20 protein-coding genes are annotated in these 20,447 nt (G+C 49.8%); 8 read left to right on the top strand and 12 right to left on the bottom strand.

Annotated elements, in window-relative coordinates; genetic code table 11:
• Positions 1-263 precede the first annotated feature (263 nt).
• From HMPREF3178_RS18525 to HMPREF3178_RS18515, 3 genes are all read right to left on the bottom strand, one after another.
• Complete coding sequence (locus tag HMPREF3178_RS18525; RefSeq protein ID WP_004105789.1) at positions 264-452, bottom strand: hypothetical protein; 189 nt, start codon at positions 450-452, stop codon at positions 264-266.
• A 180-nt stretch (positions 453-632) separates the two neighbouring features.
• The gene (locus HMPREF3178_RS18520) at positions 633-971 is read right to left on the bottom strand and encodes a hypothetical protein (RefSeq protein WP_017145419.1); all 339 of its coding nucleotides are present in this window, start codon (positions 969-971) and stop codon (positions 633-635) included.
• Between the two features lie 106 nt (positions 972-1,077).
• Positions 1,078-1,680: a short chain dehydrogenase gene (locus tag HMPREF3178_RS18515; protein ID WP_017145420.1), complete on the bottom strand. Its 603-nt coding sequence runs from the start codon at positions 1,678-1,680 to the stop codon at positions 1,078-1,080.
• 98 nt (positions 1,681-1,778) lie between these two features.
• Here HMPREF3178_RS18515 and HMPREF3178_RS18510 point away from each other — a divergent pair, with 98 nt between their 5' ends.
• Positions 1,779-2,678 carry a LysR family transcriptional regulator gene (locus HMPREF3178_RS18510; RefSeq protein WP_004115604.1) on the top strand — a complete coding sequence of 300 codons (900 nt, stop codon included), beginning with the start codon at positions 1,779-1,781 and terminating at the stop codon, positions 2,676-2,678.
• Between the two features lie 78 nt (positions 2,679-2,756).
• Here HMPREF3178_RS18510 and HMPREF3178_RS18505 read toward each other — a convergent pair whose 3' ends face one another.
• Together HMPREF3178_RS18505 and HMPREF3178_RS18500 are read right to left on the bottom strand one after the other, a co-directional pair.
• The gene (locus tag HMPREF3178_RS18505) at positions 2,757-3,902 is read right to left on the bottom strand and encodes a trans-sulfuration enzyme family protein (protein WP_017145421.1); all 1,146 of its coding nucleotides are present in this window, start codon (positions 3,900-3,902) and stop codon (positions 2,757-2,759) included.
• 10 nt (positions 3,903-3,912) lie between these two features.
• The gene (locus tag HMPREF3178_RS18500; protein ID WP_017145422.1) at positions 3,913-5,283 is read right to left on the bottom strand and encodes a pyridoxal-phosphate dependent enzyme; all 1,371 of its coding nucleotides are present in this window, start codon (positions 5,281-5,283) and stop codon (positions 3,913-3,915) included.
• Positions 5,284-5,316: 33 nt separating this feature from the next.
• Between HMPREF3178_RS18500 and HMPREF3178_RS18495 the strand changes: the two genes are divergently transcribed.
• Together HMPREF3178_RS18495 and HMPREF3178_RS18490 are read left to right on the top strand one after the other, a co-directional pair.
• On the top strand, positions 5,317-5,664 hold the full coding sequence (locus HMPREF3178_RS18495) for a hypothetical protein (protein ID WP_224226964.1): 348 nt from the start codon (positions 5,317-5,319) through the stop codon (positions 5,662-5,664).
• 163 nt (positions 5,665-5,827) lie between these two features.
• Complete coding sequence (locus tag HMPREF3178_RS18490) at positions 5,828-7,216, top strand: SLC13 family permease (protein WP_016807993.1); 1,389 nt, start codon at positions 5,828-5,830, stop codon at positions 7,214-7,216.
• Positions 7,217-7,337: 121 nt separating this feature from the next.
• On the opposite strand, the gene HMPREF3178_RS31355 is transcribed toward HMPREF3178_RS18490, so the two are convergent.
• The 4 genes from HMPREF3178_RS31355 to HMPREF3178_RS18470 are packed head-to-tail and all read right to left on the bottom strand — an operon-like array spanning position 7,338 to position 12,384.
• Positions 7,338-8,510: a hypothetical protein gene (locus tag HMPREF3178_RS31355; protein ID WP_174545007.1), complete on the bottom strand. Its 1,173-nt coding sequence runs from the start codon at positions 8,508-8,510 to the stop codon at positions 7,338-7,340.
• Positions 8,511-8,560: 50 nt separating this feature from the next.
• On the bottom strand, positions 8,561-11,083 hold the full coding sequence (locus HMPREF3178_RS18480; protein WP_017145424.1) for a fimbria/pilus outer membrane usher protein: 2,523 nt from the start codon (positions 11,081-11,083) through the stop codon (positions 8,561-8,563).
• A gap of 36 nt (positions 11,084-11,119) precedes the next feature.
• Positions 11,120-11,818: a fimbrial biogenesis chaperone gene (locus HMPREF3178_RS18475; RefSeq protein WP_004105771.1), complete on the bottom strand. Its 699-nt coding sequence runs from the start codon at positions 11,816-11,818 to the stop codon at positions 11,120-11,122.
• Between the two features lie 47 nt (positions 11,819-11,865).
• Positions 11,866-12,384, bottom strand: coding sequence for a fimbrial protein (locus tag HMPREF3178_RS18470; RefSeq protein ID WP_004105769.1), 519 nt, complete (start codon positions 12,382-12,384; stop codon positions 11,866-11,868).
• Between the two features lie 790 nt (positions 12,385-13,174).
• Here HMPREF3178_RS18470 and HMPREF3178_RS18465 point away from each other — a divergent pair.
• The gene (locus tag HMPREF3178_RS18465) at positions 13,175-13,540 is read left to right on the top strand and encodes a RidA family protein (protein WP_224226463.1); all 366 of its coding nucleotides are present in this window, start codon (positions 13,175-13,177) and stop codon (positions 13,538-13,540) included.
• A 143-nt stretch (positions 13,541-13,683) separates the two neighbouring features.
• Here HMPREF3178_RS18465 and HMPREF3178_RS18460 read toward each other — a convergent pair whose 3' ends face one another.
• A complete protein-coding gene (locus HMPREF3178_RS18460) occupies positions 13,684-14,088 on the bottom strand; it encodes a VOC family protein (RefSeq protein WP_004105765.1) in 405 nt (134 codons plus the stop codon).
• 636 nt (positions 14,089-14,724) lie between these two features.
• Here HMPREF3178_RS18460 and HMPREF3178_RS18455 point away from each other — a divergent pair.
• Together HMPREF3178_RS18455 and HMPREF3178_RS18450 are read left to right on the top strand one after the other, a co-directional pair.
• Positions 14,725-15,549: a winged helix-turn-helix domain-containing protein gene (locus HMPREF3178_RS18455; protein ID WP_004105763.1), complete on the top strand. Its 825-nt coding sequence runs from the start codon at positions 14,725-14,727 to the stop codon at positions 15,547-15,549.
• Entirely contained in the window at positions 15,542-16,015 is a 474-nt protein-coding gene (locus HMPREF3178_RS18450; protein ID WP_004105761.1) for a hypothetical protein, read from the top strand. The genes HMPREF3178_RS18455 and HMPREF3178_RS18450 overlap by 8 nt, the downstream gene beginning before the upstream one ends.
• 39 nt (positions 16,016-16,054) lie before the next feature.
• On the opposite strand, the gene HMPREF3178_RS18445 is transcribed toward HMPREF3178_RS18450, so the two are convergent.
• Positions 16,055-16,603, bottom strand: a complete 549-nt coding sequence (locus HMPREF3178_RS18445; RefSeq protein ID WP_004105759.1) for a LuxR C-terminal-related transcriptional regulator — start codon at positions 16,601-16,603, stop codon at positions 16,055-16,057.
• A 389-nt stretch (positions 16,604-16,992) separates the two neighbouring features.
• On the opposite strand from HMPREF3178_RS18445, the gene HMPREF3178_RS18440 reads away from it, so the two are divergent.
• Both HMPREF3178_RS18440 and HMPREF3178_RS18435 read left to right on the top strand, forming a co-directional pair.
• Positions 16,993-17,859: a nucleoside deaminase gene (locus HMPREF3178_RS18440; protein WP_227499096.1), complete on the top strand. Its 867-nt coding sequence runs from the start codon at positions 16,993-16,995 to the stop codon at positions 17,857-17,859.
• 155 nt (positions 17,860-18,014) lie between these two features.
• Positions 18,015-18,908, top strand: coding sequence for a PHP domain-containing protein (locus tag HMPREF3178_RS18435; protein WP_017145426.1), 894 nt, complete (start codon positions 18,015-18,017; stop codon positions 18,906-18,908).
• Positions 18,909-19,120: 212 nt separating this feature from the next.
• Here HMPREF3178_RS18435 and HMPREF3178_RS18430 read toward each other — a convergent pair whose 3' ends face one another.
• On the bottom strand, positions 19,121-20,032 hold the full coding sequence (locus tag HMPREF3178_RS18430; RefSeq protein ID WP_004115583.1) for an alpha/beta hydrolase: 912 nt from the start codon (positions 20,030-20,032) through the stop codon (positions 19,121-19,123).
• Between the last annotated feature and the right edge of the window lie 415 nt (positions 20,033-20,447).

Genomic DNA, 20,447 nt, shown 5'->3' with positions numbered 1-20,447 from the left:
TGAATTCAGGCTAATCCTTGCCTGTCCGGCGAGCGCAATGAGGGGAGCTGAAGTTGAATGACGTGAGCGGTTTTGGCATCGCCCGTCATCGCTGACGACGGGCGAGAGAAACGTAGTGCTGGGGTTCTGGCGGCTTATCGCCAGCCCGGGGTTTAATCCTGGTCGGCAATGCGATCGTCAAGCCAGATCAGCATCAATGAGGAGAGAAAAGCGACAGCGATGGTACCAATAGCTAACAACATAAGAAGCCTCAGGGGTTTTTATTATTTTTCTGCTTTTACCGATGAGCGATTGTTTCTGTCCGTAATGGTCACTTTTGTGGCTGATTGTGAGGTGGCGAGGGTGAAGAAATCGTCAGCATCAATATCGAAATTGAGAACGATTTCTCTGTATTTGCCACAGTTCATTAACTCTTTTGCTTCTTTCATACTACTGGCGGTAATAGTAGGCATCAGTTTCATCTCGTTTAAAAACTGAGAAGCAAAATAAGAGCTAGTCGCTACCAGATCAACTACTTTTTCTGGTAAAGGCAACCGCAGTCGTCATGAGGGCTGCGGCTGTCCATCACCTTGTGAAACATCATTTCTGTTTTACCTTTCCTTTCAGCGCTGCGTTTTACGCCGCGCGCCTGTTTAGCGTGAACGCTGTTTTTCGCTCATCAGCTGGCGGCAGCGCTGCTGATCCTGGCCGAGGCTTTTCTGCTCTTCCGGAGTGAGCTGCTGCCAGGTGTCCAGCATCCGCTGGCCCAGCGCGGGAACGTAATGGGCTTTATGCAGCGCATAATCTGAATTGCCGCCTTCAATGATATTTTCCATATCGCGGAGAAATGTCTGGCTATCCTGGTGGTCGATCACGCAGAAAACGGAGCGGTAGTACGCTTCGTCCTCTGTGGAGTAGCGCGGCGTGAACCACCAGATAAGCAGGGCGATAAGCGCGATAAGCGGGATAATAAAAGCGAGTTTCTTCAGCATGAGTGATTCAAAAAGGCAAATTGAAGAACCAGTGTAACCGCTGCAGGCACAGGATGTAAGCGCCGTCGCGGGCCGGCAGCCTGACTCCAGCCCGCTGCGGTGTCGGTCAATAGCCGACCCGATAGATCCGCCCGCTCTGAACGCCTTCCACGCTGCGACGGTAGGCCTGAGCCACGCTGGCGGCAGGGATGCTGGCAAAGCCGGGGAAGAAACCGTCGTAGGCTGCCGCCGATTCCGTTAATACAGTGGGGCTAATCAGGTTAATACGGATCCCGCGCGGCAGTTCACAAGCGGCGGCGCGAACAAACCCCTCCAGCCCGGCGTTCACGGTGGTGGCATTGACGCCCTGAGCGATGGGCTCATGCGCCACGATCCCGCTAATCAGCGTAATCGAGCCGCCATCGTTAAGATAATGCTGGCCGGTCAGCGCCAGGCGAATCTGCCCCAGGAGCTTATCCTGTAAGCCCTGGTTGAAATCGCGATCGGTCATGGTCGCCAGCGGGCCAAAGAACAGATTACCGGTGGCGGAAACAATCGCGTCTACCTGACCGATTTTCTCAAACAGGCTCTGCACGCTCTGCTGTGAGGTGATATCAACCTGATAGTCGCCCTGAGTGCGGCCGACGCGAATAACTTCATGACGCTGGTTTAATTCTTGCGCAACCGCGCGGCCAACGGTACCGCTGGCGCCAATAACGATGATTTTCATAGCAGGTTCCTCTCTCGGATGAGAGGCTATTCTTTAATAAAACAGATAGCGGATAAACTGGCTGAAAGTTAAATGATTACTAACCTGAGGTTTGTAATATGGATAAGCTACGGGCGATGGAGACCTTTATTGCGGTCGTGGAGTGCGGCAGCTTTACCGACGCCGCGGCGCGGCTCGAGATGTCGGCGGTGATGGTCGGGAGATATATCGCGCTGATCGAACGGCAGCTTAATACCCGTCTTCTTGAGCGCAATACCCGCCGCCAGAGCCTCACCGACGCCGGGCGGGTCTATTTTGACGAGGCGAAACGCGTCCTGGAGCAGGTTTCAATCGCTGAAAGCGCGGTGGAGAGGCTGCGGATCGCGCCCGCGGGCACGCTGCGGGTAAGCGCGCCGACGTCGTTTGGCGCCTGCGTCATTGCTCCGCTGACCGCCACGTTTCTGCAGGCATGGCCCGACGTGCGCGTGGAGCTGGATCTGACTAACCGGATGGTCGATCTGGTGGATGAGGGGTTCGATTTGGCGATCCGCATCGGCGAGATCCGCAATAGCGATCTGGTGGCAAAATATCTCGCGCCCTACCGGATGACGATCTGCGCCGCGCCCGGGTATTTAGCCCGCTACGGTACGCCGACGACGCCTGCTGACCTGGCCGATCACCTCTGTTTGTCGCATACGGTGTGGACCGCGCGCAATGAGTGGAAGCTGCCTGGCGCGGAGGAGGGCGTCCGCTGGAAGCGCGATGCCGTCCTGCGCTGCAATGACGGCTATGCCCTGCGAACGGCGGCGATCGCCGGGGCCGGACTGGTGTTGCAGCCGGAAGTCCTGCTGGCCGATGCGCTGGAGAGCGGTAAACTGGTGCGCGTGCTGGAAGCGTATACCCCGCAGCCGAGGCCGGTTCACCTGCTCTGGCGGCAGGATCTGCGGCCGCTGCCGAAGCTGACGCGCTTTGTTGAACATCTTCTGCAGGGGCAACGCCAGAACGGGCGGACCGCTTAATTCTCTGCCGGGCGGCGGCCTGATGCTATGGGGGTCTCGTTGGCCCGGCAAGGCGCCAGGCACCGCCGGGCAATCTGCTTAGTCGCGCAGCGCGTGGCGCCAGTCGGCGATCAGATCCTGCGGATCTTCTATCCCTACCGACAGACGAATCAGCTGGGGAGTAATGCCGTTGGCTAAACGCTGCTCCAGCGGGATCGATGCGTGGGTCATGCTAAACGGCTGGCTCACCAGGCTTTCCACGCCGCCGAGGCTCTCTGCGAGCGTAAACAGCTTCAGCTTGCGTATGATCCGCTCGGCGTAGCCATCGTCGCCTTTGACCACCACGGAAATCATCCCGCCGGGAAGCGTCATCTGCCTGCGCGCCAGCTGATGATGCGGATGCGAGGCCAGCCACGGGAACCAGACCCTTTCGACCTGCGGCTGCTGCTCCAGCCACTCGGCAAGCAGCAGCGCATTGCTGCTGTGGCGCTCCATACGCAGCGCCAGGGTACGAATACCGCGCAGCGTCAGGAAACTGCTGAACGGATCGAGCACGCCGCCAACCGCGTTTTGTAGATAGCCCAGCTTTTCCGCCAGCGCGGCGTTGTCGCCGACCACCGCCAGTCCGGCGACCACATCGGAGTGGCCGTTAAGGTACTTGGTCGCCGAATGCACCACGATATCAAAGCCCAGCTCAAGCGGACGATGGATGGCCGGCGAGGCGAAGGTGTTGTCGGTAACGCTGATAATATTGTGCCGCCGCGCAATGGCGGCGATGGCGCTGAGGTCGGCCAGCTTAAGCAGCGGGTTGGTCGGCGTTTCAACCCAGATCATGCGCGTGTCGGGTTGAATAGCCGCTTCGATGGCCGCCAGATCGTCGGGCTTCACCCAGCTCACCCGCAGGCCGGCGCTGCGGCGGCGAACGTTTTCAATCAGCCGGTATGTGCCGCCGTAAACATCGTCGACGGCGACCAGGTGGCTGTCTTTATCCAGCAGCTCCAGCACGGTTGAGATGGCCGCAAGGCCGGAAGCAAAGGCGTAGCCGTGCGTGCCGCTTTCCAGGTCGGCAATCGCCGTCTCCAGTGCGTGGCGCGTCGGGTTGCCGCTGCGCGAATATTCGTACCCGGTATGCTGGCCCGGCGCGGGCTGGGCAAAGGTGGAGGTGGCATAAATAGGCGGCATCACCGCGCCGTGTTCATCGGTAAATGTGCCGCTATGTACGCTCAGAGTATGCAAATTTGTCATTAAGAAGTCCTTACTGTTCGAGTCGGTTACGCCAGGTGGTCAGCACATCGCTGCGGGTAATGAGGCCAAGAAAACGATCCTTGTCGGCGATAACGGCCACCAGACCGCGATCGAAAATGGCCTTCAGCGCGCTTTCCGGCGCGTGCTTATCCAGGGTCTCCACGTTACGGGTCATCGCTTCCCTGACCGGCAGAGAAAAGCGCTGACTGTCACCCTGGACGTGGCTAATCAGATCCCATTCGTCGACGATGCCGACGACGCGGCCGTTTTCCAGCACCGGTAGTTGTGAGATGTCGTAGAGACGCATACGCGCGAGGATGGCCGCCAGGGTATCGTCCGGCGCGGCGGTAACGGTTGCCCCTTCGTCGTGGCGCAGAGCGATAAAATCGCTGAGATCGCCGCGCGAAGGGCGGCTTAAAAAGCCCTGCTGGCGCATCCAGTCATCGTTAAACATCTTTGATAAATATTTATTGCCGCTGTCGCAGGCGAAAGTCACCACGCGTTTAGGGGATGTCTGCGACCGGCAGTAGCGCAGGGCGGCGGTGAGCAGCGTTCCGGTAGAGGAGCCTGCCAGAATGCCTTCAACCTGCAGCAGCTGGCGGGCAGTGGCGAAAGCTTCGCTATCGGTGACGCGGTATGCGCTGCGGACGCTCTCAAGATGGGCCAGCGGCGGAATAAAGTCTTCGCCGATCCCTTCAACCAGCCAGGAGCCGGTTTCACCGTAGCGCCCGGTTTCGACCTGGTCCGCCAGAATGGAGCCCGCCGGATCGGCGAGGATAAATTCCGTTTTCGGGGAGTGTTCAGCAAACCAGGCCTGTAGCCCACCGAGGGTTCCGCCGGAGCCGACGCCGACGACAATCGCGTCGATATCGCCCTCCAGCTGCCGGAAGATTTCCGGGGCAGTGGTGGTGGCATGCGCCAGCGGGTTAGCCTCGTTATTAAACTGGTCGATATAAAAGGCGCCTGGCGTTTCGTCGGCAAGACGTCGGGCGTAGTCCTGATAGTAGGCGGGATGGCCTTTGTTAACGTCCGAGCGGGTAAGCTGTACCTGTGCTCCCAGCGCGCGCAGGTGGAAAATCTTCTCGCGGCTCATTTTGTCCGGCACCACCAGGATCAGGCGATAATTTTTCTGCGCGGCGATCAGCGCCAGCCCGAGGCCGGTATTGCCGGCGGTGGCTTCGATAATCGTGCCGCCGGGTTTTAATTTTCCTTCGCGCTCTGCCTGCGTAATCATGGATAGCGCGACGCGGTCTTTTATCGAGCCGCCGGGATTTTGATTTTCCAGTTTCAGAAACAGGCTGCAGGGGCCGGTATCCAGCTTATGAAGCTGCAGCAGGGGAGTATGACCAATCAGGTCGCTAACGGAATGAAAAACTGTCATAACATTTTGCCCATTCGTATCGAGATGATTTGAATGGTAGGGCTGCAAAATTGGCATTTTAAAGAACTTTTGTCTGCCGCTAAGAGCAAAAAGGAATATAAGATGCTTTTTAGCCGTCCGGAGGGAAAGGTTGTTAGCCGCCTGGGCGTGTCGATTTCCAGAATAGCGCGCTTTTGCCCGGTTTTTCGCCGAATTATCCGTTTTTACGCGCTGCTTTATCTCTATTTCGGAAAAGGATTGCCAAAAATATTCGATAGTTTCCAGCGGCAATTTTCAGGTGCCAGCGAAAATATCAGCGCCGGTATACCGGGACATTGTTCAACGGAACAAATTCAGATGGATGAATTATTCCTGATAAGACGCTCCTTCTCGTTTCAATAAAAAATATATATCAGGAACCCTTTTCCAAAAATATCCTGCCCTGCAGGTTAATCAGCCAGGAAATTGTCTGGTACGATCCAGTTAACAGAACAGGAACATAATTTATACCTGAAAGACATATACATGTAATGATTCAGTCGTAACCAGTTACAAGGAAGCTACTATGAATAAAAACGACATGAGTCCTTTACCTACCAATACCCATGAGTGGTTTTTTAATCGTAACAGCATCATCATTTTGCTCGATATTGTTCTGTTTATCGTTCTCTACAACACGCTACCCTATGAGCCGAAGGTGGTCATGGGACTGAGTATGCTCGCTTTTATCGCCGTATTATGGTTAACGGAAGCGCTGCACGTGACCGTTACGGCAATAATGGTTCCCGTTATGGCTGTGCTGTTGGGGGTATTTAATACCCAGGCGGCGCTAAACAGTTTCGCTAACTCTACGATATTCCTTTTCCTGGGCGGCTTTGCTCTGGCGGCGGCGATGCATGTGCAGGGGCTGGATAAAGTCATTGCCGATAAAGTATTAGCGATGGCGAGGGGCAAAATGAGCCTCGCGGTCTTTATGCTGTTTGGCGTGACGGCTCTGCTGTCAATGTGGATCAGTAATACGGCGACGGCCGCAATGATGATGCCGCTGGTATTGGGGATCCTGAGTAAAGTCGATGGCAAAAACAGCCATTCGACCTATGTGTTTGTGCTCCTGGGGATTGCCTATAGCGCCAGCATTGGCGGGATGGCGACGATCGTCGGCAGTCCACCGAATGCGATTGCCGCCGCCGAGGTGGGGCTCTCCTTCTTTGACTGGATGAAGTTCGGTTTCCCGGCAATGATCGTCTTACTGCCTGTCGCTATTGCGATTCTTTACCTCGTGTTCAGGCCGGAACTTAAGGGGACCTTTGAAACGAATACTGAGCAGGTCGATTGGGATAAAGGCAAAGTTGTCACCCTGGCTATTTTTGGCCTTACCGTATTCTTCTGGATTTTCAGCGGACCCATTAACGACCTGCTGGGCGGTTTTAAATCCTTTGATACCATTGTGGCATTAGGCGCCATTATATTAGTCAATTTCGCCCGGGTGGTTCACTGGAAGGATATAGAAAAAACGGCTGACTGGGGCGTGCTGTTATTATTCGGCGGCGGTATCTGCTTAAGTAATGTGTTGAAAGAGACGGGCACCAGTCTGTTCCTGGCAAACCAGATTAGCGGGATGGTGGCTCATATGGGGATATTTATTATTATCCTGGTGATTGCAACATTCGTGGTGTTTCTGACCGAGTTTGCCAGTAATACGGCCAGCGCCGCTTTGCTTATTCCCGTATTTGCCTCAGTGGCCGAAGCGTTCGGCATGTCGCCTGTGATTCTGTCGGTATTGATTGCCATTGCGGCTTCATGCGCTTTTATGCTGCCCGTGGCGACGCCGCCAAACGCTATCGTTTTCGCCACCGGCCATATCAAGCAGCAGGAGATGATGCGCGCCGGCCTGTTTTTGAATATTGCCTGTATCGTCGTTTTGACCGGATTTAGCATGTTATTTTGGATGTAACTTAAACGCAGCGCGGCGGTCATTGCTGGCCGCCGTGTCGGGATTACTCTCTTTGAGCGACAGGCGGGGCGCGCTCTTGCAATCGGCGGCATCGCCAGTATAAAGCGATGCCGGGCATGATCTAGGGCAGCGTAAAAGTGACCGTTGCCGCCGCGCTCCATGCGCCTGATGAGGTCTGATTTAACGCTTTCCACTGTGCCGTCAACGACTGTGGCGTTTGCACGGTATGGGTATAGGTTGCCCCTGAACAGACATTGGTGTTGGTATTGTCGCGCATTATTCGAAAATCGATTTGCCCTGTTGTCGCGCAGGTCCAGGATTCAATAACGTTAAAGTTTTCTGATGCGCCAAACTTGCGGGTTAAATTGCCCTGCCCGGTTACGGTAAGCGGCTGTTCCATATAGGTGGTGCGCCACGCGGAGATAGTTCCGGTGTTGAATACCGTGCTGGGGAGAATTTCTATCGCAGCAATATTGCGTATATTAACGGCGATAGTATTGGTGATAGGTAAGGCCGGTGAATAACTGATCGTCGGGGCGTAGGCGGGTCGTTTGCCTGAAGGCACCAGTATAAAAGAATGGCTGATTGTCGATCCACTGGCCAAAGATGTAAGGGCGCCTTGCGTTACAGTGCAGTAAAGAAAGACACTTGGTGGCGTTGCGGCAGAAAGTGTAGCCTGCAGATTTGTATCGTAGGAGGATGATGATGGCATTGTCGTGAAAGTCTGACGTGGGTAAGTAAGCGTTGTTACACCGACATTTGCTGAATCTGGACGGGTCAAGGATCGAGTGCTTTGTGACCCATTATTATTAGATTTCAATTGAACGAAAGTACCAAACGAACTTATAACGTATGGTTCATTCCCCGAACCGAAAAAAGATTTACATGTGGCACCTTTGCCCATGCGTATATCGTAATTGACCTTAAAGGTGAAGCAGCCGTTTATGGTAAGAGATGCACCGCTGGCGGTTGCAGTACAGGTTCCCCTGGCATTAATTGAGGCGGCGGCAGCTGTGGCGACAGTGTTACTTGTCATGCTATAAGTATGCGATCCCCAGTAAATCAGCCCATTTTCTTGAACATAATTACCACTACCGATGGCGGGTGCCCAAAAAACTTTTTCACCGTCAGGGATTACCGACGCGCTGGCCGTAACGGTCTTTGGCGTCAGCGTGACGGTTATCGGATCGGTAGTATAAGCGCCGGTTACTGGATCAAACGATCCGCTTTTAACCTCGGGGGTGACGGTGAGTGCCGTTACGGTAGTAACGAACATAAAAACAAACCACTTCATTCTATTCTTCCTCGTAAGGCGTGCTATTTACTTCGCCCAAGGGCGCAGAATTATTGACAGACGCTCGTCGCGCTCCATAGACCGGATGCGCCAGAGGGTTTACGGGCGATATAATCAGCCTGACAGGTGGTTTCCTGCCCCTGACCGTTGCCCCACTGCACAAGCAGAGTTCCTTTTTGCGGTAAACCGCTCAGGAATACTTCCCCACCGTCACCGACAATAGAGGTGTTTCCCTCTGTTTTAAGCAGCGATACCACCGCCCCAAAGGGGATTGGTTTGCCGCCGGGCAGCGTTAACGTCATCAGGACGCGGTGGCCAATGGCCGTTTTATACTCTGCTCTGACGAGTGCCCCGCGGGTGGGGACAACTTTACTGGTCATATAGGTGATATCGGTATCGTCCCGCAGGGTCTTGCTATTCAGGCTAATATCATTGCGGCGGTACGGGGTCAGGTAAGGAACAACCGCATAGCCGCGGCTGTCCGTAGTGATGCCGCTATAGTTATTGATACCGACGCCTTCGGCATCCGGTGCTTTTACCAAGCCAATGGTTTCACCTAAGGGTTGTGACAGGGTGATACCATTTTCATGAACGACGAGCCCGCCGGCGATGCCGTACCCCAATTGCCGGGTATCACGGCTGTGGCTGTAAGAACCATTTACCGTTCCATAGCTTGTCTGCCAGTTGGCATTTGCTCCTACCAGTTGTTCGTTATGGCTGGAGTGAGTGGCGTTGATGCCCCAGTCAAGGCTGCCATCATCAAATGCCGAGCCGTTGAGCCTCAGGTTATGGCTGGTCCCGTTTCCACTCGTCCGGGTTGTGCCATAGGAGGCGTAAGTCTGGGGCAGAAACTTATCCAGAGGCACATTAATTTCAAAAGAGACAACATTATCCTGATCGGCATGGCCATACAGGCCGGTGTTGCGGTTCCAGGAGTAGTTCAAACTGATGCCAATGGCGTTGAAGTTTTTGTAGTACCCCAGGTTCGCCGACAGGCTGTTACGTTTGTTATGCCAGTAATCCTCACTGATCAAGGAGGCATTAAACGCGCCAAAATTGGCGCCAAGATCCTGATTCACCGACAGCTCAGCCCGGTTACGACGGCGGTCAGTAACATATGATGGAATGTTACTATCGCTTCTGTAGGTGCCGAGCGTCTCCTCCAGCGAGCGAAATCCGGAGGTTGAATAGCGATAACCGGCGATGGTGAAGTTTGTTCCCGTTTGCAGGAAATTTTTGCTATAGCGCACCCGTAGCGACTGACCCTGTTGCCTGCCCGTATCCGTCGGCGCTGACACCGAGTGGATGACATCGGCTGAAAAAGCGCCCCATGCGCCGATGTTCTTGCCCACGCCCAGAGCGTAAGACTGGTATTTGCTGCCTGCGTTTTGCACCCCACCGTACAGCGTAAAACCGAGCGGGAGACCATAAATACCGGTTCCCTGCACAAACAGATTTTTTTCCGTTTGCGGATCATAGGCGCGAAACTGACCGCCCGTTACGCTATAACGAAATTTCCCTTCGCGCTGCAGCACAGGCAAAGAGGCATAGGGGATAATCAAATGTTGTTCGCTTCCATCCGCTTCTTTAATCGTGACGTCAAGATCGCCTGCCCCGCCTGTAGAGGCGAGATCCGTTATTTCAAATGCTCCCGGCGCCACTTTGGTTTCATAAACCACGTATCCGTTCTGGCGTATGGTGACAAGGGCATTACTGCGGGCAATCCCCCGCACTACAGGCGCATAGTTGCGTACGCTGGAAGGCAGCATGTCATCATCTGAGGCTAGTTGAACACCGCGGAACGGTACGCTATCGAAGACATCAGAAGGGGCGGAACTGTCACCTAACGTCAGTTGGCTTCGCAAAGAGATAATATTCCGCTGAAGATAGCTGTAGACGTTGTCCCATTTACTTCCACTCTGATTACTATGCTCAAAGGTGGTGTAGTTGCGCAGACGCCACGGCCCGATGTTTATTCCCGGCCGCAGGTTGAGGTACGTACTTTTATAGGTATCAGCACCGTTATACTGGCTCTGATAACTGTTCATGCTGTAATTGAGTAACACGGCAGGAATCCCCTCATCCCAAAGCTCGACGGGCACTTCATCCTGACTGCGTGCCTTTAATGCCGCGTGGGGAATGCTCAGGTTTAGCCGCTGTCGGTTAAACTGAAAGTCAGTAAACGCGTCTGGAATAGCGTCCAGCTTAATGCATTCGCTGTTACTGTCCTGCAGCTCTGGAAACGGGGCGGTATTAATCCCCCACTGGGTGAGTTCCTCCAGGGTAACGCAGGGTTCCAGCTTGCCATCAGCAGTTTTCGAGAACATCACGTCACGGGCCTCGGCGGTCACCATCTCATTATTCACTGAGATATCGACCCGGTATTTTCCCGCAGGCTGACCATTGGCGACTTCAAAGACCGAGAGGTCGGTTGTACGCTCTGAAACACCATCCCGAACCTCAAGCAAGGCAGGATTAAAATACTCATCCGCAAAAGATTTATCAGGAACATTCAGAAGCGTAATGATAATCAAAAGGGATGTATATTTCGCAGTGAAATTTATCTGTCGCAAAATTCCATACCTGTTATACAAAAACATCGGTGAGAATTAATATGTGGCGTGAAACTCTTTGCCACTCGTTCCGTAGTCATTAATTATTTTCCAGTCAACACTATTGCTGGCCGCACCGGATGGAATAGTAATTAACAGCTCTGATTTGGGCGCTACATAGGTTTGTTCAGGGAGCACAGGCTTAAACATCTGACCTCCTACCTTGATCATCCCAAAGTTCATATAAAACGGCGTTGGGTTAGTAACCTGAATCTGATTACCTACTCTTTTCCAGCTAAGCAGGCTGGCGCTTTCTTCCGGTATACTCTTAATTGATGCGGGGCGGTAAATAAATTTCAGCCTTTTTTTAATCGCCAGCTGTAAAGTGTTTTCGCGCATGTCCTCTTTTTTAATTGACGGGATGCTTTTAATATTGAGCCAGAATAAAGATTCGCGATCATCCGGGAGTCGTTCGCCGCTGTAAATAGCGCGTAAGGTATTATCCTGCCCTGGTTCCAGGCGAAACAATGGTGGCGTGATCGTAAATGGAGCTTTAGATTTGTCATGCTCCCCCCGGTCTACCCAGGACTGAATAAGTACCGGAATCCCTTTGTTTGAGTTACTGACAGTAATGGAAGCCTCTTTTTCATTGCCGTTAAAAACCAGACGAGTGCCCCCGACAGAAACAGCTGCAACGCTGCTAGTGCTAACTGAGACTGAAGCCAAAAATAAAGATAAAAAAAGGAACGCTTTCATGAATACTCCACTAACGGGGGCGCTGGCACCCCCGCCATATTACATATTTACATATAAGAGATATTTACCTGGGCTACGGCGTTAGCCTGGCCCGCGGTGACAGCGGCTGAGGTACTGATATAATTAGCCGTAAAGTTGAGCTGCTGCGTAGCGGCAGATGTCAACGCAATACCAGAATCGGCGGAGTTAATATCGATATTGGTGCCGTCAGCCTTTTTGATATTAATCGATACACCGGTTGCGCCACCGCCGGTCAGTGCCAGGTCGCCTGCCGCATCCGCTGCGCCTGAAAAGGTAACCAGCGCGGCAGTCGGACCACCTGATGCCGGACAACCCGTTAAGTTAATGGAAAAAGGAACCGGGAGGGTCGTCGTTCCCACAGTCGGGAATTGCGCGATACCGAATGTGCCGAGCTGAACGTTTACAGTATTATTCGAGGTAGCTACGCTACAGGCTTCCTGAAGAATGGTTCCGCTGAAGTTAACGGTGGCATCTGCAGCCAGTGCCTGAGATGCAGACACAGATAACAGACCAAATGCAAACGCAACTGCTGATAATTTTTTCATACATCATTATCCTTAATATAAGCAACCGAAGTCATTCGGCGCATATTGCTATAAAGTTTCACAGAGCCATATCACATGAATGGCCTTGGGTAACAACATAACGATCCCGTTATTTCTATGCACCTGAAAACGTCTTATTAAGAATGTTTGATCGTTCATAATTTACGCCTGGAAAAATCCCTCTCCTGGCATATAAAAGTTGCAGCATGACTTTTTGCTGCCGGCTAAAAACGGCACAAAGCGTACTTATCAAAATGCTTAATAACATTACCTCTTCATTTATCTGGTTTTTTATTATCGAACCACAGGGGGGGCGGTTGAGGGCGGGCTTTATTACAGGTTAATGTCCTGGGTTTTATGTTGTAATTTTGTTTAAAAATCTCGCTTAATTTAAATAGATATTAACAAGGTGCCTTGCCTTGACTGTTTATTAATATTTCATAATACCTGTTGTTATTATTTTAATAGCGAGGGATGAAATCGATAATGTTATTTATAATCAATCGGTTGTGATGTTCTATTTTGGGGCTTTAAATGTATTTAAGAACCTTTAAGGTTTTTTAAGGGCATTTCATGTGGCAGCACGTGACAGTTTTTAGCATTAAATGAGATGATTTCCTTGAGAAAACTGTATTTTACCTTCACGTCCCGGGTTTATCCCTGACACAGGGAAACCAGGATATTACGCTATGGCTTTTTTATGATACGTCACGGGACGCGCGTTTTTGCCATGCACTCACAAATCGTGACCTGATTTTGGCTTTCAGTCATATAAAATTTAAAAGGATCAATGATGAGTAAGATTATAAGGCACGAAATTAATGAAAGCTGGGCAATATCCGGAGTGGTCGAATCCTGTGGTTTGGTCTTTGTGAGTTACTGTATTGGTAACATCGGGAAGCCCATCGAGGAACAGATAAATGGCGCTTTCGATAATTTGAGCGAAAGGCTTAACACTATCGGCCTGACGCTGGAGTCAGTCGTAAAAATTGATGCTCTGTTTCGCGACGTATGGAATATCCCATTAATGGAAAAAGTCATGCGTCAGCGATTCAACGGCCATTATCCCGCCAGAAAATCAATTCAAACCGAGTTTGCCCATGCTGGCGGGGCCACAGGTATGCTCTTTCAGCTTGATGCGATTGCCTGTCGTTAATCGATGTCGCCTCTTCTGTAATTGACAGGGGCGCGCCGTTTCGCTGTTCAACCGGGAAGCCATTGCATCGACCTCCCGGCTTGCTGACCCGCTAAAATAAATCGCTATCACACGAATAGGCATTTTATTCGGATGAACTGATTTTAAACCATCGCTTTTTTTGCCGGGTCGTAAAAAACAAAAGCGATTTTGTTTTTGTCAGGATCGCGAACGTAGGCACTATAAAAATCAGCGCCGTAGTGCGGACGAAAAGCCGGTGGGCCTTCATCTTCGCCACCATTCTCAATCGCTAATCTATAAAGTTCCTGGATCATTTCAACGGATACCGCATTCAATGCAACCATGACGCCATTACCTCGGGTGGCGGGGAGATTATCAAACGGCATTCCAACGCATAATCCGGTAGTATGATTATCTTTGAACGTTCCCCATGCGGCGCCTTTTTCGCTACGCCCATCGAGAGGATGGCCAAGCACGCGCATCAAAGGCGCATAAAATTTATAGGAAGCTTGAGGGTCATTGGTTCCCAGCATAATATAAGAAAACATAGCATCTCCTTTTTAAAAATAGAGCATAACATAGCTAAGATATAACGAATATTTACCGGGTGTGAATTCAGATATTACATGAAAAATTCCCGGATAAGGTTGGCGATAATGAATAAAGAAGAGGTAAGGATCGTGCTTAACTTATGCTGTGCTGACGCTTCCCCTCAGCGTGGCAGGCTGGAATGATAAATATTTGTTATATCCAGTCAGAAGGGAACCACGGGCTCCCGACAGTAAAAAACAATAGACTTAACGGGGATAAAAAAGATCGACGCCCGGGCGCTATGTTCTTTTGACGCTAAGGATAGCGTTGACCATTAGCGCTAACACGCCGACGGGACTGATAAAAACACCTTCGTTGGGCAATAACTGATTGTAGTTTCAGGGTTTATTCGTTTTAAACCTACATTTTTAATCACGACGTTTCGTAAATTTTTAACCATTAACCGGCTAATACGTTTATGGGCGCGGACGTTTTTGGTGAAGTTTGACAGCCGAAAAGACTCAGCATTAAAAATTAAAACGTCACATATGTTTTTTCAATCATATAATTAGCTATAATGCATGTAATTCCAGCTACACTGATCACCTCCTTACCCTTTTAACCTCTTTTAACATATCAGCCGCGAATAGCATATGTATTGGATCATAAACAAAAATATAGAATTTTGGCCTGAAAATAAGCGGTTAATCTCGTTGAAAAACCCGGCGCTGAGCGTCACATTGACGGCTCCGGCAAGCCACTGTCTTGTTCTTTTACTGGAAGCCTCACCGGAGCTGGTCAGCCAGCAGACTTTTTTTAAAAAAGTTTGGGAAGATGAGGGGATCCTGGTTCCTGCAAATACCTTGTATCAAAACATATCGATTGTCAGGCGCGGACTGCGCGATGTCGGAGAAACGGATAACTCATTAGTCGTGACGGTGCCGCGTAAAGGTTTTCATATCAATGCCAACGTTAACATTGAAAAACGTGAAAAAATATCTTTAGATTCAGTAGGTTCTGCTGATGCATCTCTCGCGGTGCAGGATAGCGTTGCGGGAAAAAAAGCAACCACTGAATCTGTGGCTACCGTGCATACGGCTGATAAGAAAAACGCCCGCTCAAAGGCTGTCACACTCTTGATTATGGCATTGAGTTTACTGGCGGGCTTTTTTTCTCTGCATTACCTCTGGCACTTTAATGATGAAAAGCCCTTTTTTAGCAGCTATACATTAGTTGAAAGCGATCGCGGATGTCATTTTTATACCATAGATGATAATCATGCCAGCATTGATAAATTTAATAGTTATAAGTCATTGATTTTCAAATCCGGACTGGACTGCAAGAAGTATCCCTTTGTTTATTTTTCCATGTCGCAGATGACTCCTGGTTTTATAGTGTTTATTTGCAGGAAAAGTTACACCGCGAAGGCTTCTGCCGGATGTGTTACGCTCTCTTTTCGTGGAATTGTACATGAATAGAATAAAAATTGTGATTGGCTTTTTTATTTCTGGCGCTCTGGCAGGGGGGATCTATAATTTTGTGAACGATAAAATACATCATAAGGAAGAGTGTACGGCATCGCTCGTGGTCTTCAAGGATAATACACAAACTAATTTGACCTTAAATTTCATGTATTCACTTGCTGAAGGTAAGGGTACCGTTGCGGTCAGCGGTAGCTATCTGGATGGCGGGAAACTGCAGGGCCATATCAGAAGAGATGTCATCTATGATATGGTCAAAAATCATGAAACTCACCATTTCCACTCCAGAGAAATAAACCGATACGGTAACATTGACTCCGTGTCGGATGAGTTCCTGGCCAGCATCCTGCCTGACTTTTACGTTTATCCAAATGAAAAAATAAGCTATATTATTTCAAAGCAAAATGAGCATAGCTTTCTGATAAAAATTGGGTCACGACCGCTACTGTATTGTGCTAATTAACGGTACGGATGATGAGTCAGGCTTGCTTATCATCCACAATTATCTGGCATAATCGTCCTTTAAATGGTCTTTTATAATGAGTAAATCAGTTAGCTTCCCTGCGCCAATTTTTCGACAGGCCACATATCTGTAATTGCTGACGATCTTACTGGTGAGCGATAGAGATTCAGCGATAACATGCGTATCTTTACCTTCAAGGCTTTTGTTGAGAATGATTTTTTCAATTTTGCTTAAGCGCTGGTTTTTGGTCGGTTTACACTTAACCCGTCTGATCAGGCAGCGGAGCGCTTTCATTATGACTTCCGGCGGCGCTTTAGCATTTATCACGGTATCTGCATCACAGATGAGTGCATGCTGCGACGAACTCAGAATCAGTAATACTTTGCATCGCTGGTTTAACGAGGAAAGTTTGCTGGCGTTGCATTTGTTTTCTAAACTCAGATGCAGGATAACAATATCTTCATAGTTTAAACGATCGAGTTGCGGGTCGTCACACTGACAGCTTTTGATTTCCATCGCGTTATATTGTCCGACACAGATAATGCCATCTCGAAGATACTGGTTATTGCTGATGATGAAGATAGCCATGATAACTCCCGTAAGCATTTCACTCATGATGTGTCGTATTCAATGACTATATCTGATTGTTCAGAAATTCAAACTTATCTCGTCTTAAATTTTCTTATTTACTCATATTAAATGGTAAAACTTATAGTAAACAAGGAGTTGTGTGATTTTCTTGAGGTGTCTGATAAGATATAAATAACATTTGGAAAATTCCTTATTAAATAATAATCGTCTTTTAATGTGCTTGGAATAATCTTAACGTTGATTTGCGTCATTATATCGTGGTTGTGATTAGTGCTTTACTAATCTCATGCGTATTAATCATCTTATCTTTTTACGCAGCGTATAGCACTTGTCACCAGGTGCCATAAATAAATTCACTCGTGGGATGTGGTTTTATGAATGGGGTTATGGAGCTAGAATTCTGGATGCGTGTTGCCATTGGTGAAGCTGAAGAGAGTTTGCGTGAGGGGAATAAAGGTTTTGGCGCCGTTATCATCAAGGATGGTGAGATGGTTGCGGCGGCGCATGACTATGAGGAAACAGAGGGAGACGCAACCTCACATGCTGAAATCAACGCGATTAAAATTGCCAGCCAAAAAATTGGCAAAAATTTAAACGGGTGCATACTGATATCCACCAGTGAGCCTTGTCCTATGTGCGCATTTGCCATCGCCTGGTCCGGGATAAGCGAAATAGCTTTTGGTTTTTCTATTCAGGATGCACTTGCTCAAGGGCGGCGGCGGATTGCATTTCAGTGCGTCGAGGCTTTTGATAAGGCGGGCACAGAGGTCATTGTTCATAAAGGTATTCTGCGGCGGGAATGCGCAATTCTCTATCGTGCTGACGTTCGCAGCGAAATTAATCATCTGCGCAACGCAACCGATGAAGACCTTAAGGCGCTGAACGCGGATTCCATTGCCCGCCGTACTGCATGGTTCTGCCAAAATAAAGCCGGGTTGAATATTGGCGATAGCCATTTATTAGACACCGCACACCGCTTACTTATAACGCGATTCCACGCTGCAGAGGTTGAAATGCCCGTGGTGAACAGAACTGAGAAGCAAATTACTTTCCACTCTATGAATTTCTGCCCAACGCTTGAGGCATGCAGAATTCTGCGCCTTGATACCCGGTACGTTTGCAAACTCCTGAATGAAGAGTCCACCGATATGTTAGTGAAAAAGATAGATAGCCGACTTCGCTTCTCTCGAAATTATAATAACCTCAGACCATATTCCTCTTTCTGCGAAGAATCTATTTCTATTGAGGGTTGAACGTGTGTTGCCATAAGCGATGTGCCTGATTGTTCCAGGGGCCGTTAACGGACTTTAGCTTCCTGAAAAACAAAGCTATCCGTTAACCATCGGCGATTTAACAGGGCAAAGCAGGCGATCAGCGGCGTAATGTTAAAACTTTTAAAGGAGAAGTCATGAAATTAATCGACTTGCACATGCATTCGGCATATAGCAACGATGCCGATTTCCCGGTCAGCGATCTGCTTACCATGGCTAAAGCGGCGAATCTTGCGGCCATGGCGATAACCGATCACAACTCGGCGCGATCCGTTGAGGAGTCTATTCGCTATGGCAGAGCAAATAGCGTAAGCGTGATGACCGGGATTGAAATCGACTGCGCGTTTGCGGGCAATAATTATCATCTGCTGGGCTACGGTTTTCGTCGAGACAGCCGGGATTTTGATGCCGTCGAACACAACTTCCATCGTCTGGAAACTGCCGCGACGCCGCTAAAGCTGGAGAAACTGCGGGCGCTGGGGTTCCAGGTTGATGAAGATCGCCTGTATGCTATGGCCGGCGATCGGGTCCCGCAGGAAGAGGAGATGGCAGAACTTATTTTAGAGGATGCGCGCAACCTGAATCATGATCTGCTGCTGCCTTACCGCGCGGGGAATGCGCGCAGCGATATGCCGTTAATTAACTTTTTTTGGGACTTTTTTGGCCGAGGCAAGCCCTGCCAGGTGACGGTGGAATTGCCGCCGATGGCGGAGATGGCGGCGCTGATAATCGACAACGGCGGCATTCCGGTCATTGCGCATATCGGCGCTAACGTGAAGGAAAAGCCGCTGGCGGTGATTGACCAGATGTTGCCGCTTGGCGTACGCGGCGTGGAAGTGTTCTCCAGCTATCATGATGAGGAGCTATGTCGCGAACTTTATCACTACACGCTGGATAAATCGCTGCTGGCGACCTGCGGCAGTGACTTTCATGGTAAAAACAAACCCAACATTAAGCCTGGCGACTGTAGACCATGGCGTGACGCGCTACCGAAAACCCTGGAAATCCTCGAGCAGGCTGATCTTTATTGACGCCTGAAATCTACCGGCTCTGGGCGAGTTATTAAATAACAAGGACAAATGATTATGCGTAGAGGTATTATCAAGCAGGAAAAGAGGCACAGGAAGAGGTATCTGTTGTCAGTCAGAGAAAGAGATGGACCACCTTCGTTGTGCCTCTAAATAGAGAGTCACAAAATCGCGTATATTTTATGGGGGCGCATAGTATTGTTGAGAGCCACGTTTCACGGCAATGACTCTCTGCTTCGGATAAATTTAGCTACGGCTTGTAACGCCTCATCCGCTTCAGGTACCTTTCCCACCGATGACTGAAATACATGCCAGAGCCCGTCCCATATCTCAAGCTCAACTTGCATCCCAGCCTTTTTAGCATATCGGGAGAGGCGTAATGCATCATCGCGCAATAACTCCTCGCTTCCCACCTGAATAAATACGGGAGGAAGTCCAGACAAATCACCAAACAGGGGAGAGACAAGAGGATCGCTTCGTTCACTGTCCGAACAGTAGTATTTCACGGTCATTATCAGGTCTTCTATGCAAAGCAGCGGATCGAGATCCTTACACAGCGTTATGCTCTTACCAGAAAGTGTGAAATCTAACATGGGAGACAGCAGAACAGACGAGTCCGGCAAAGGATCTTGATGCTGTTTTAACAGGAGTAAAAGCGACATGACCAGTCCACCACCGCTGGAGTCTCCCGCGAGGATAATGTCCTCTGCTGAATAACCATTAGCAAGCAGCCATAAATAGGCCTGATGACAATTTAATAAGGCCGCTGGAAATCGATTTTCTGGCGCCAGAGGATATTCCAGTACCAGAGTTCGGCAACCAGAATATTGTGCGAGACAGGCAGCGAGTTTTCTGTGAGTCAGACACGATCCCTGAGAATTTCCACCGCCGTGGAAATAGAGAATAATCCTGGTATTTATCGAATCGGGATATGAAATCCATTCCGCAGTTATCTCTGTATCGTTAACCGTTTCGATGCATACACCCGCAGGTAGTGTTGCCTTTATGGCTGCAGACTCCCAGACCTGGCGCTGAAGGGAGAGTGGAGTATTCAAAAGAAAATGAATATTCTCATCATGATTTTCAAATAGCTTAGCTTTATAATCTTTTGCTCCGTTACTCAGCATCTTCATTCCTTTTGCTGCTTACGCCAGAAATAATAATTGTCGAGAGTGTTTTTTTGCATTTTAATAGGTATTAATTTATTTACTCATTCATAAACAATCTGAGAAATACGCCACATTATAAGTTTATTAAAATTCTTCGGCTTTTTTTATCTTTCCCTACTAACCGACAAATAGCTTATTTTTTCAACGACGCTGGTGATAAGGCTTTTCCCGCAAAACAAGCGGACCTACGCTCAGGCAATTGATGCGAGAGAGCGTGGGGCAGGCAAAATCCCTGGCAATGAATTTTTTCTGGCAGAGAGGGGGAGGGGACTTTGAAGGGAAGCTAGTGCTGGCTCCCCAAAAGCAAAAAACCGCCTTGTGGGCAGGTTCTTTAAATAGTGGTGCCCGGACTCGGACTAACGCCGCAGGCGTT

Source organism: Klebsiella sp. HMSC09D12 (assembly GCF_001808475.1).
Taxonomy (GTDB): Bacteria; Pseudomonadota; Gammaproteobacteria; order Enterobacterales; family Enterobacteriaceae; genus Klebsiella; species Klebsiella oxytoca.
The sequence above is the reverse complement of the archived record's forward strand: the minus strand, read 5'-3'. Positions and strand labels throughout refer to the sequence as shown.